This window comes from Maribacter orientalis (assembly GCF_900109345.1).
Lineage (GTDB): Bacteria > Bacteroidota > Bacteroidia > Flavobacteriales > Flavobacteriaceae > Maribacter > Maribacter orientalis.
On the sequence record NZ_FNZN01000013.1, the window covers coordinates 53,202 to 65,808 of the forward strand.

Below are 12,607 nucleotides of genomic sequence, written 5' to 3' on the forward strand. Positions count from 1 at the left end.
AGAGAATTTAGAGAATCATTACACTGAAATATCATTTTACTAGAAGTAAACCACAAAATAGTATGTATTGACAACAAATATTCCTAAATACAGACAAAGCTATCTACATTTATAGTGTAATCAAGCAAATAAAATTTTCATTTTCATATAGTGTTCTCGTAAAAGAGTCTTGTTCTAAACGCAGGACTCTTTTTAGTTTTAAGAAATTCTAGCCACACCCTACTTAGAAAAACTCTTTATACTGAAGCACCCTAAAATCTAACGTATTGAATTCGGTGTTTTCGCGCTTCATTCTCTTATAACTTTCGAGACTACCTACTGCTCTATTTGCAGCGCCAGAAGGCGCTATTAACGAAACGGTTTTTATTTTGTTCTTTGTAATAGGATGTATAAATTGATGTATTCGAGGAACGGTGTTTGAAATATTCTCCAATAAAACATCATGTTCTATTAAATGTTTCCTGAAAAAATATTCAGGTCCGTTTTTACTATTACCTCCTGTGAAAAGAAGCGTTTTCACTTTAGGATACTTTTCTAAATAATCGAGTACATTACGTAACTTAGTATTTTGCATACCAATATCTGATGCATCAATTGTCTTACGCTCAGCCGATGCTACAATATCACAAACACCAATATGTCTTTGCTTTAAAAATGATTTACGTTGTTCAATGGCTTCATGGGTAGATTCAAACTTTAACTCCAAATTAAATATTCTATCTAGTATCGGCCATAATTGACCATCTCTACTACCGTAGCAAAAATTAACATCACCTTCTTTTAAATCACCCGTTGTAAATCGCGGTGGCGGTAAGGTACCAACAATAAGTTTCTCTGTATTGTGGTCAATAAAGGGTTCATAAGGATGAGTATGGAGAAACACTTTTTGCATCAACATTTAATCTCTTGAGTTCATTTTCTCAACTATTCATTCCTAAATTACTAACTTTAAATGAAATCAAAGAAAACGAGTTATGGGTAAAGGAGACAGAAAGTCAAAAAAGGGAAAAATATCAAATAATTCTTATGGTGCAAGAAGACCTCGAAAAATTAAAAAAAGACCAACGATTGAGGAAAAAATAAAAGTTAATAAAAAAAAGTAACCTTATTCGTCTATTCTAAAATTCAGACCTACTTGATTTTCTTCGTCCAAGGTAATCTCATAGGTATAGAAACCTATTGGTAATGAATCAGTAAATACTTCCGTAGGAAAATAATTTAAACTAGTAGAATCTGTTAGTATGGTAAGCGCAGCCGTTGGATAAGCCTTTTCAAACTCGATATATTCAGAAAATTTACCAGCTTCGATATTTTCATACACCGTGTCATTTTTAGCTACACGAACTTCACTAAAAAATAGACTCGTACTGTTCTGAATACGAATATTTACCATGCTCACATTATCATCCCTATCAGTACAAGAAAAGAATAAACCTATGCAAAAAATAGAAAGTAGTAATACCCGTTTCATATGCGCTATTTAAGTTTAACTAATAACGTAAAACCGTAGATAATATTTTATCTAATGAATACAGGTTCGTTTTGCTTTATGGTATGCTCTTGACTGAATTCGTAATCATCTAAATTGAAACATTTGATATCTTCTAAGGTTTTCGCGTTAGAATCTAATATAAAACGAACCATAGAGCCTCTTGCTTTTTTTGCAAAAAAACTGATGATTTTTAATTTATCATTCTTCCAGTCTTTAAATATGGGCGTAATAATTTCAGCTTTTAAATTCTTTGGCTGTAGCGCACTATAGTATTCATTACTTGCCAAATTAACAAGCAACTCGCCCTCTTCCATTTCATTGTTCAAATATTCGGTAAGTCTGTTTCCCCAATATTCATAGAGATTTTTATTTCTACCTACTTTCAACGAGGTGCCCATTTCTAAACGGTAAGGCTGCATTAAATCGAGCGGTCTTAAGATACCATACTGACCAGATAGAATTCTAAGCGTTTTTTGCAGACGTTTTATTTTATCATCGGATAATGTATACGCATCTATACCTTGATACACATCGCCATTAAAAGCATAGATTGCCTGTCTAGAATTCTTGGGTGTAAACGGAGTTTCAAAATCTTGATTACGTTGCCAATTCAACTGTGCCAAATTATCTGAAATGGACATAAGTTCAGACAAAACTTTAGGTTTTTTCTTAGCCAAAAGCTTGTTCAACTTCTCGGCATCATCTATAAACTCTGCCGACGTATATTCAGTAGTTGGAAGTTCACTTTCGTAATTCAATGATTTAGCCGGTGAAATAACAATTTTCATAGTGCACTTTTTAAGTATACCCAAAAATAAAAAGGAATTGTAGGAAGACCTACTAAAGATAAAAAAGAGTTTAAATAGCGTTATCGAAGAATCTTATTCTGTACTGCTCTTACTGTAATTACGCCATTTCTCTATTGCATTTGTCATATCTTCTGGCACGACTGAATCAAAACTCATGTGCTCTCCTGTAACAGGATGTATAAAACCCAAGGTTTTAGCATGCAAGGCCTGTCTTGGCAATAATTTAAATGTATTATCTACAAATTGCTTGTACTTCGTAAACGTAGTACCCTTTAAGATTCGATTACCACCATATCGTTCGTCATTAAACAATGTGTGACCAATATATTTCATATGTACACGAATTTGATGTGTTCTACCTGTTTCTAATTTACAAGAAACTAAGGTTACATACCCCAATCGTTCAAGTACTTTAAAATGTGTAACTGCTTCCTTTCCTTCTTCACCTTCGGGAAAAACATGCATTTGCAATCGATTCTTAGGATTTCGACCTACATGACCAACAACAGTACCTTCATCTTCCTCAATATTACCCCAAACCAAAGCGATATATTCACGTTCAGATGTCTTGTCAAAAAATTGTTTTGCCAAATGGGTCATGGCTGCTTCAGTCTTGGCTACTACCAATAACCCAGAAGTATCCTTATCTATTCTGTGAACCAAACCAGGTCTTTCATTACTATTTGCCGGTAAATTATCTGAATGAAAAATAAGCGCATTTATCAAGGTGCCAGAATAGTTACCATGACCTGGGTGAACTACCATACCTGCTGGCTTATTGACAACTAATAACACATCGTCCTCATAGATAATATCTAATGGAATATCTTCGGGAACCAACAAAAATTCATGTGGCGGGTGCTCAAACAATACCTTTACCTCATCACCTGCCTTAACCTTATAATTCGATTTTACAATTTCGTCATTAACCCAAACATGGCCGTCTTTAGCAGATTGTTGAATTTTGTTTCTGGTAGCATTTTCAATGAAATTCATTAAAAATTTATCTACTCTTAAAGGTTCTTGTCCTTTAGATGCTACAAAGCGGTAATGTTCAAAAAGTTCACCATCTTCATTCTCTGGTTGCTCTATATTCTCCATTTATTGTTCTGATTCAGCTTTTATGATGGCACGTTCAGTTATGGCACCATTACCACAAATCAATTCTATCTTTGATGTTTTAGGTAGTTTATCTCCCGGCTTTATATACTTTCCTTTAAATTTTAATTGATACACCATGTCTTTTCCCAATTCGTCTACGTAGGTTACACGTTCCACATCTAAACCTACCGCTTTCAACATTGAAGAAGCATTACGTTTAGTGACTTGAATTATTTTTGGCACGGTTACTTTTTTATATCCTGAAGGATTGACCGTTAAATATATTTTTCTATTTGTCTTTACTTTAGCTCCGGCTTCAGGATCTTGAGTTATAATAGAAAATCTTGGGTAATCTGGATTATAATTTGCAGAATCTAATACTTCATACCTAAGCCCTGCTTCTTCTATTGATTTTCGCATTTCCATCACCGACTTTTTAGAAAAGTCTGGCACTTCAACAAATTCACCATGATTTGTAGTGCTGTTAAGATATCTCAACACAAGAAAAACCGTTACTACCAAGACCAACAACGCAAGACCTAATTGAATTAAAAATGTCTTACTTTTTAAAAAATTAAAAAAATTCCTCATACTTATTATTTGACCCAACAAATATAGTAAATGCCCTCTTACCATTTAACTGCTTCGCTCTATAGTTATATCAATACCAAAATCTCTAATGTTTATATTAATGCACTTGGTTTTCTTTTTTATTTTATGTCAATACTTCATCTTTGTTCTAACTTTTGATTTAGACCTTACAAATGAAAAAAAATATTGCAATTATAATGGGCGGTTATTCTAGTGAATATAAAATATCACTTAAAAGTGGTAACGTGGTCTATAATTATTTGAATAAAGACAAATTCAACCTTTTTAGAATTCATATTTTCAAAAACAAATGGGTTTATGTAGATGATTCTGACAAGGAGGTTATGATTGACCGTAATGATTTTTCTATTCCCTTGAATGGAACCTCAATAAAATTCGATTGCGTTTTTAATGCAATACATGGTTCGCCTGGTGAGGACGGACTCATGCAAGCTTATTTTGAATTATTAGGACTTAAGCACACCTCTTGTAACTTTTATCAAGCTGCTTTGACTTTCAATAAAAGAGACTTATTAAGTGTTCTAAAACCTTATGGTATTAAATCGGCACCTTCATATTATTTAAATATGGGCGATGATATTAATGAGACTGATATTATAAATACCGTAAAACTACCTTGTTTTGTGAAAGCAAATAAATCTGGTAGCAGCTATGGTATCACTAAAGTGTATAAAGTAGAAGAATTAAAGAATGCAATAGAAACGGCTTACAAAGAAGATGATGAAATAATAATAGAAGGTTTTCTTGAAGGAATAGAAGTTTCTGTAGGTGTTCTAAAATTGAAAGGAGAGACAACTGTTTTACCTATTACAGAAATCGTCACCGAAAATGATTTCTTTGATTACGAAGCTAAATATGAAGGCAAGTCAGAAGAAATTACACCAGCTAGAATTAATAAAGTGCAGCTAGAAAAAGTAACTTCCGTAGTTAAAAAAATATATGACGTTCTTAAGATGACCGGTTTTTCTAGAAGTGAATTCATATTTATAGGAGACGAACCTTTTTTACTGGAAATGAATACCACACCCGGCTTAACAACAGCAAGTATATTACCGCAACAAGCTAAAGCAGCTGGTATTGAATTAGGGATGCTATTTGAACACGCCATAATAGAGGCATTGTCTTAAAATACCTATATTTAAAAAGTAAAACCTATCTATGAGACGCGCAATTTTCCCCGGTTCTTTCGACCCTTTAACATTAGGCCATCATGATATTATTATGAGAGGCATAACTCTATTTGACGAAATAATTATTGCTATTGGAAAAAATGCCGATAAGAAATATATGTTCAGTTTAGAAAAACGTATGCAATTTATTGAAGAGGCATTTAAAGATGTTCCTTCTATTAAAGTGAAAACATACCAAGGTTTAACGGTAGATTTTTGTAAGAAAGAGGATGCAAATTTTATTTTGAGAGGTCTACGAAATCCTGCAGATTTTGAATTCGAAAAGGCAATTGCGCATACGAATAGAAAATTATCTGAGATAGAAACCGTATTTTTATTGACTTCATCTGGTAAATCATACATTAGTTCTTCTATTGTGAGAGATGTAATTCGCAACAACGGGGACTACACTGGCTTAGTGCCAAATTCTGTAAGAAAATAGTTTCCGAAAGGAATTTCATAATATAAAAGCACTCTTCAATAACAATTCTAGATAAAATCACAACAATTGAACATGTTTAGTTAGAATAATCCTATGAATTAGGAAGAAAATTTTTTTTTATGCTAAAATCAAAAAACAGTCCTTCATTTTCATTAGATTATATTCCTCAAATTCCTTCTTCTATTGCTATAGTTGACACCAATTTTAAATTAATAAGCAAATCTCCTAGATGGCAAGCTAATTTTAATCTAGACCTACAAGAAGTAGAAGGCAAAAATTTGATTGAATTATTTACTTCATAAGCTCAAGAGCAACAGACACGTTTAGCATATCGCTTTATAACCAAAAATGAAATCGAAGCTATGAATGGAAAAATCACTATAGTGAGTTCATGTAATAAGGGTAGTAGTACATTTAAAATTCAATTGAATAAAAAATAGTAAAACCTAACCAAAAAGTAGATTAAAATCAGTTTTACAACAATAATTTACCCATTCACAACAATTATACTACTAACCTACACTTTACTCTTATTATTGTAAGAAATTACATCGGTATGCTAAAAATCCCCCAAACATCAAATACCTCGTATATAATTAGTCAGTTGCCTACACCAACCGCTTTTATTGACACTGATTATAATATTCTTCTAACATCTAATAAATGGAAGAGCATATTTAGTACTAATAACCAGAGTTATACATCACAAAGTTTATTTAAAGTTTTCCCACATCTAAGCCCTAAGTGGAAAATGGTACTACAAAATTGTTTTGAAGGAAACCCTCAACCTATGGGTATTCATAAAGCAAATAATATTAATGAAGAAGAATTATGGTTCGAGTGGTCAAATGCTCCTTGGTATGACTCTGATGAAAATATTATTGGCGCCATTATTCAACTAAATGATATTACCGATTCCATCAACAACGAATTGGAATTAAGAAAGAAAGACCTACTGCTACAGCAACAGGCTGAGATAACCAAAATTGGACGATGGGAATATGATTTAAAAGATAATAACCTTACTTGGTGCACAACTACCAAGGCTATACATGAGGTTCCGCCGCATTTTATACCTAACATTGAAAACGCACTATTCTATTATAAAGAAGGTCATAGCAGAAACGCAATCTCTATGGCTCTTTTTGAGGCTCAGGATAATGGTAAAGCGTGGAGTAACTTAAAATTACAAATCACAACAGCAAATGGAAACGAAAAATGGGTTATGTCTAGTGGCAAACCAGTTTATAGTAAAGGTGATTTGGTTGGCTTAGTGGGTACATTTCAAGATATTCATGACCAAGTTGAAGCTGACATTAAATCTTTGAATAACGAAAAGTTATTGAGAACCTTAATCGACAACTTACCTGTCAATGTTTATATAAAGGATACCGAATCTAGAAAAATTTTAGTCAATAAAGCTGAATGTGAATTTTTAGGAGTTGATAATCCTGAAGATATACTAGGGAAAAGTGATTTTGAACTATATCCAGAAGAATCAGCAATCAAGTCAAGAGAGGAAGATTTAATGGTTATGAACACCTTAAAACCTGTTCTTTCTAAAGAAACGATAAACATAAAATTAGATGGTAAGGAAACATCATTTCTTAGCTCAAAAATACCATTACTCAACGATAAAGGAATAGCTTATGGCCTTGTAGGTATTAGCTTAGATATATCTAAATTAAAAGAGAAAGAGTCTGAGTTAAGAAATATAATTAATATAGCATCTATTCAGAATAAAAAGCTTCTGAATTTTGCTCACATTGTATCGCATAACTTACGATCTCATTCAGCCAATTTTTCAATGTTGTTAAACTTTTTAGAAAGTGAACATGATGACGAGGAAAAGGTTCGAATAATAGGAATGCTTAGTGAAGCTTCTAATAATCTATTGGATACACTTGACAATCTAAATGATGTTATTTCTATTAACACTCATACCAATATAGAGAAACAAAAAATCAACCTATGTGACAAAGTGATAAATGTAAATCAAAATCTGATTTCTTATCTTTTCAATAATAATGCATCAATAAAAAATAATATTCCTTCTAATTTTATCGTAAAGTCTGTACCTTCTTATTTAGATAATATTTTAACTAATTTTATAACAAATTCTGTTAAATATAAGGATCCCAGTAGAAAACCACTTATAACCTTAAGTGCTATTAAAAAGAACAACTACTCTATTTTGACAATTGCAGATAATGGTTTAGGTATAGACCTTGAAAAGCATGGTAAAAAATTATTTGGCATGTACAAAACTTTTCACGAACATAAAGATGCTAAAGGTATTGGACTTTACATTACCAAAAACCAAATTGATGCCATGAACGGTAAAGTAGAAGTAACCAGTGAAGTAGGTAAAGGAACAGAATTTAAAATATTCTTTAATGACAAAGATTAGTGATATCACTATAATCGACGATGACGCAATAATGGTTTTTGGTTTACGTAAATTAATTTCTTGTACTGTAGATTGTAACTCAATAATATCTTATGGTAATGGATTATTAGCCTATGATGGAATTAAGAAAAAGTTAGAACAAAAAGCGCCAATTCCACAAATTATCTTTTTAGACATTAACATGCCTATTATGGATGGCTGGGAATTCTTGGAAGCATTTATAAAGCTTCCTATTTCTGACAAAATAAGAATCAATATTGTCACATCTTCAATCGATCCTTTTGACAAACAGCAATGGGAATTTTATAAAAATAAAAGTCACCATTTAATTACATTCAATCAAAAGCCAATTGATAGGAATACAATTGAAGAAATCACCAAAATTCTATAAGCAATAAAGTATTGATTATTTTAGCTGAACTAATTAAGACTTAACTCTTAAAATACTTGTTCGGTAATGAGAATAATACAACTATCTCTGCTTTTGGTTTTATTGATTTCTTGCAAGAAAAAAATAAATCAAACGAAAGCTGATTTTCCTACACCTTTCGAAATTTCGAATAAGACTGAAACTGCTACCTATGAACAGGTGGTTGAATTCTACCTAGAGTTATCCAAAGAATTTTCTAGCATAAATCTGCAAACCATTGGTACAACTGATAGTGGCAAACCATTGCATTTAGTAACCTTTAGCGCACAAGGTGATTTTGATTTTAAAAAATTAAGCGAAGACCATACCTTAATCCTTATTAATAATGGTATACACCCTGGTGAGAGTGACGGCATTGATGCTACGATGTTATTGTTTCGAGACTTAGCAACCAAAAAAATTAAAACACCCACGCATACTATAATTTCTACCATACCAATTTATAATATTGGTGGGTCATTAAATCGAAACAGTACTTCAAGGGCAAATCAAAATGGACCAAAAGAATATGGGTTTAGAGGTAATGCCAAAAATTATGACCTCAATAGAGATTTTATTAAAACAGATACGAAAAACGCTGAAACGTTTGCTCAAATATTCCATCTTGTTAATCCAGATGTTTTTATTGATAATCACGTAAGCAACGGTGCAGATTATCAATATACACTGACCCACTTATTTACACAACATAATAAGCTTGGCGGAAAATTAGGAGAATATGTTCATAACAGATTAATGCCACAACTAAAAGATTCACTTTTAAAATCTGACTGGGAAATTACACCCTATGTAAATGTTTTCAATAAACCACCAGAATTAGGGTTTCAACAATTCATGGACCACCCAAGATACTCTAGTGGTTATACCACGTTATGGAACACTTTGGGAATGATGGTAGAAACCCATATGTTAAAGCCATACAATAAACGTGTAGAAGGTACTTATGAACTAATGCTTAAAATGATTTCCATTTCTGAAAAAGATGGCAGCGAAATCAGGTCTTTGCGAGATAATTCGCCAAACTCATTCAAGGTTGATGATTACTATCCAATCGCATGGCAGCTAGACACAACGAAAGTATCGAAAATTGTTTTTAAAGGATACAAAGCAGATACCATAATAAGTAAGGTAACCGGATTACCAAGATTGAAGTTCAATCGTGATATGCCTATTGAAAATGAAGTAGAATACCAAGATTATTTTAAAGCATCTGATTCGGTCAAAATCCCAAAAGCTTATGTTATTGGTAAACAGTGGCAGAATGTTATTAAGAGATTAGATTTAAACCACATAACGTATTCAACAATCAAAAATGACACTATCATTAAGGTTGAAACATATAGAATAGCCGATTATAAAACGGTTTCGGCACCTTACGAAGGTCATTACCTACATTATAACACTACTATCAGTTCAATTGAAACCAGTGTAAGTTTTCATTCTGGGGATCTAGTGATACCGACAAACCAACCAGGAGTTAGATATATTTTAGAAACATTAGAGCCAGCAGCTGCAGATTCATTTTTTAATTGGAATTTCTTCGATACTATTCTTCAGCAAAAAGAAGGTTTTTCTCCTTATGTATTTGAAGACACTGCACTTTTAATGCTAGAAAACGATTCTGTTCTAAACAATACGTTTTTAAACAAAAAGAAACTAGATGCGAATTTCAACTCTAACTGGTATCTGCAGTTAGATTGGTTGTTTAAACAAAGTAATCTCTACGAGAAAGCCCATTTGCAGTACCCTATTTATAGGATTATCAATTCAAATTAATCGCCTTCAAACAAAATTTTAATATTTGCGTATGAATTTAAAAGTGCCTTTTGAATTTTAACCGGACCTTTCCATTTTACTTTAACGATTCCCTCCTTTTTCTCAGGCTTTAGTTTGCCTGTGTAATCGGTCTTCATCGCATACCAATGCACTTGTTTAAGTGTAATTACTCCGTTATTTTTAAAAATATGATACGTGGTGCGTAAAAAGTTTTCAATCTTGAGTCCTTTCACTCCTGTTTCTTCCTCTACCTCTCTAATGGCGCAATCTTCTATTGACTCACCCTTATCCAATTTACCTTTTGGTAAGTCCCATTTATCATTTCTATAAATGAATAGCACTTTACCTTCATCGTTTGTAACTACACCACCTGCCGCAACTACTAATGGAATTTCTTTAGTGAACTTCTTTAAAATTTCTTCATGATTTGGGTGGTAGATGTATGCAGATTCTAGCTTTCCCTTCTTCAAAGACCTTATTGCCTCTTGTATAGAATCCTGATTTAGTAAAAAATACTCCCCATTTGCCGTTTCGGAGAGTTTATTTGTTAAAATCAAAGGCAATTCATTAACAAAAACTTTATACATTTGCGTCATGGTTTTAGACAAAAACACGGCTAAAAAAACAGCAGAGCTTCTGCTGCAAATTAATGCAATAAAATTGAAACCGGAAAATCCTTTTACTTGGGCTTCTGGTTGGAAATCTCCAATTTATTGCGATAATAGGATTTTGCTATCTTATCCTATCATCAGAAACTATATTCGTGATGAAATGGCCAAGCAAGTTGAACAATTATATGGCAGGCCAGATTGTATCGTTGGCGTTGCTACAGGGGCGATTGGTATCGGTGCATTAGTAGCAGATAAATTAAATCTACCATTTGTTTACGTGAGACCAGAACCAAAATCTCATGGTAGGCAAAATCAGATTGAAGGCCATTTAGAAGCACATCAGACGGTAGTTGTCATCGAAGACTTAATTAGCACAGGAAAAAGTAGCTTGAACGCAGTAGATGCTTTAAGGGCTATTGATGCTAATGTAAAAGGTATGCTAGCTATTTTTACTTATGGTTTTGAAACCGCCTTGAATAATTTTCAAGACAAGAACACCGAACTGCATACTTTAAGTAGTTACGAATATCTTATAGAACAAGCTTCTGATACCGGGTATGTGAAAGAAGACCAGTTAAAAACGTTAATGGAATGGAGGAAAGATCCTTCACATTGGACAAACAAATAATTTATGTTTATAGAAACACCAAAAGCTCAAGTATCAAAAAGTAAAGAAGATACTTTCAACTTTTTAAACGAATTGTCAAACTTTAAACAATTAATGCCTGAAAACATTAGTAAGTTCGAAGTGTTAAGTGAAAACAGATTTTTGTTCGCATTAAAGGGAATGCCAGAAATAGTCTTAGAGAAAAAAGAGCAAACTCCATTTAACAAACTTATTTTAGGTGCTGCAAGTGAAAAACTACCATTTACTTTAACTGCAGATATTATTGAATTAGAAGATGATAAAAGTGAAGTGGTCTTAAGTTTTTCAGGTGATTTCAATGCGATGATGGCAATGATGATAAAAACACCTATAACTAACTTTATAAATACACTTTCAACTAATTTAGAGAAGATTTAATACTGAAGTCGTATCTCTTTCAATCCAAATTCTTGAAGGCTTCCGTTTTCTAATTTCACTTTAAGCTTTCCATTTTTAGAGACTCCTTCTATTACACCTTCAATTGGTTCCTCCTTTTGAATTAGAAAATTACTTTTCACTCCTATTTTAAATAATTGAGAGTGATATTGTTTGTACAATTCATTTTCAAAAGTTAAAATAGGCCTATTTAACTGTTGATGTAAATTTTCAATGATAGCGTAAAACACTGAATCAAGATTAAAATCATGCCCCATTATCTTCTTTAAAGAAGAGGCATTTGGAGCATTTTTAAATTCAGATTGATTTACATTTAACCCAAACCCAATAATACTTCGTTTTATTTTTGAACCAGAAATAATATTTTCAATTAAAATACCTCCAATTTTAAAATTACCTGACAGAATGTCGTTAGGCCATTTCACCTTCAAATTCGGTATATTCAATCGATTTAAACTATCTAAAATACTTAATGAAACACAAACATTCATTAGAAACAAACGGTCTACAGGTATGTTGATTCTGTTTTTCAATATACTGATTGCTAGATTTTTACCTCTTTCAGATTCCCATTTGGAATTTAATTGACCTCTGCCTGAGGTTTGATTTTCAGTGGTTATTATCGTGAAATCTTGCACCTCTTTTTTTGCAGACAATTCCTTCAAATAGGTATTAGTAGACTCCGTGGCATCAAGTTTGATTATTTGCATTTA

Annotated in this window: 16 protein-coding genes; 9 read left to right on the forward strand and 7 right to left on the reverse strand. The window is 32.4% G+C overall.

Annotation, left to right across the window (positions count from 1 at the left end; genetic code table 11):
• Positions 1–223: 223 nt before the first annotated feature.
• Positions 224–892, reverse strand: coding sequence for a uracil-DNA glycosylase family protein (locus BMY56_RS17680; protein WP_245737284.1), 669 nt, complete (start codon positions 890–892; stop codon positions 224–226).
• An 82-nt stretch (positions 893–974) separates the two neighbouring features.
• On the opposite strand from BMY56_RS17680, the gene BMY56_RS17685 reads away from it, so the two are divergent.
• Complete coding sequence (locus BMY56_RS17685) at positions 975–1,103, forward strand: 30S ribosomal protein THX (protein ID WP_091627384.1); 129 nt, start codon at positions 975–977, stop codon at positions 1,101–1,103.
• A 2-nt stretch (positions 1,104–1,105) separates the two neighbouring features.
• Here BMY56_RS17685 and BMY56_RS17690 read toward each other — a convergent pair whose 3' ends face one another.
• The 4 genes from BMY56_RS17690 to BMY56_RS17705 all read right to left on the reverse strand — a co-directional run bounded on the left by BMY56_RS17690 (position 1,106) and on the right by BMY56_RS17705 (position 3,993).
• On the reverse strand, positions 1,106–1,471 hold the full coding sequence (locus tag BMY56_RS17690; protein WP_091627387.1) for a hypothetical protein: 366 nt from the start codon (positions 1,469–1,471) through the stop codon (positions 1,106–1,108).
• A 47-nt stretch (positions 1,472–1,518) separates the two neighbouring features.
• Positions 1,519–2,280: a peroxide stress protein YaaA gene (gene yaaA, locus BMY56_RS17695; RefSeq protein WP_091627390.1), complete on the reverse strand. Its 762-nt coding sequence runs from the start codon at positions 2,278–2,280 to the stop codon at positions 1,519–1,521.
• A gap of 93 nt (positions 2,281–2,373) precedes the next feature.
• Positions 2,374–3,402, reverse strand: a complete 1,029-nt coding sequence (locus tag BMY56_RS17700; RefSeq protein ID WP_091627392.1) for an RluA family pseudouridine synthase — start codon at positions 3,400–3,402, stop codon at positions 2,374–2,376.
• On the reverse strand, positions 3,403–3,993 hold the full coding sequence (locus tag BMY56_RS17705; RefSeq protein WP_091627488.1) for a PASTA domain-containing protein: 591 nt from the start codon (positions 3,991–3,993) through the stop codon (positions 3,403–3,405).
• 173 nt (positions 3,994–4,166) lie between these two features.
• On the opposite strand from BMY56_RS17705, the gene BMY56_RS17710 reads away from it, so the two are divergent.
• From BMY56_RS17710 to BMY56_RS17735, 6 genes are all read left to right on the forward strand, one after another.
• Entirely contained in the window at positions 4,167–5,141 is a 975-nt protein-coding gene (locus BMY56_RS17710) for a D-alanine--D-alanine ligase (RefSeq protein ID WP_091627395.1), read from the forward strand.
• A 31-nt stretch (positions 5,142–5,172) separates the two neighbouring features.
• Complete coding sequence (coaD, locus tag BMY56_RS17715; protein ID WP_091627397.1) at positions 5,173–5,625, forward strand: pantetheine-phosphate adenylyltransferase; 453 nt, start codon at positions 5,173–5,175, stop codon at positions 5,623–5,625.
• 119 nt (positions 5,626–5,744) lie between these two features.
• On the forward strand, positions 5,745–5,927 hold the full coding sequence (locus tag BMY56_RS17720; protein ID WP_091627400.1) for a hypothetical protein: 183 nt from the start codon (positions 5,745–5,747) through the stop codon (positions 5,925–5,927).
• A 254-nt stretch (positions 5,928–6,181) separates the two neighbouring features.
• A complete protein-coding gene (locus tag BMY56_RS17725) occupies positions 6,182–8,035 on the forward strand; it encodes a PAS domain-containing protein (protein WP_091627403.1) in 1,854 nt (617 codons plus the stop codon).
• Entirely contained in the window at positions 8,022–8,426 is a 405-nt protein-coding gene (locus BMY56_RS17730; protein ID WP_091627406.1) for a response regulator, read from the forward strand. Before BMY56_RS17725 ends, BMY56_RS17730 begins: the two co-directional genes overlap by 14 nt.
• Positions 8,427–8,492: 66 nt before the next feature.
• Positions 8,493–10,241 carry a M14 family metallopeptidase gene (locus tag BMY56_RS17735; protein WP_091627408.1) on the forward strand — a complete coding sequence of 583 codons (1,749 nt, stop codon included), beginning with the start codon at positions 8,493–8,495 and terminating at the stop codon, positions 10,239–10,241.
• Here the strand turns inward: BMY56_RS17735 and BMY56_RS17740 are convergent.
• Entirely contained in the window at positions 10,238–10,828 is a 591-nt protein-coding gene (locus BMY56_RS17740) for an NUDIX hydrolase (protein ID WP_091627492.1), read from the reverse strand. The genes BMY56_RS17735 and BMY56_RS17740 overlap by 4 nt on opposite strands.
• Positions 10,829–10,835: 7 nt before the next feature.
• On the opposite strand from BMY56_RS17740, the gene pyrE reads away from it, so the two are divergent.
• Together pyrE and BMY56_RS17750 are read left to right on the forward strand one after the other, a co-directional pair.
• The gene (pyrE, locus tag BMY56_RS17745; RefSeq protein WP_091627411.1) at positions 10,836–11,480 is read left to right on the forward strand and encodes an orotate phosphoribosyltransferase; all 645 of its coding nucleotides are present in this window, start codon (positions 10,836–10,838) and stop codon (positions 11,478–11,480) included.
• 3 nt (positions 11,481–11,483) lie between these two features.
• Positions 11,484–11,876 carry an orotate phosphoribosyltransferase gene (locus tag BMY56_RS17750; RefSeq protein WP_091627414.1) on the forward strand — a complete coding sequence of 131 codons (393 nt, stop codon included), beginning with the start codon at positions 11,484–11,486 and terminating at the stop codon, positions 11,874–11,876.
• On the opposite strand, the gene BMY56_RS17755 is transcribed toward BMY56_RS17750, so the two are convergent.
• Entirely contained in the window at positions 11,873–12,604 is a 732-nt protein-coding gene (locus BMY56_RS17755; RefSeq protein WP_091627417.1) for a biotin--[acetyl-CoA-carboxylase] ligase, read from the reverse strand. The genes BMY56_RS17750 and BMY56_RS17755 overlap by 4 nt on opposite strands.
• Between the last annotated feature and the right edge of the window lie 3 nt (positions 12,605–12,607).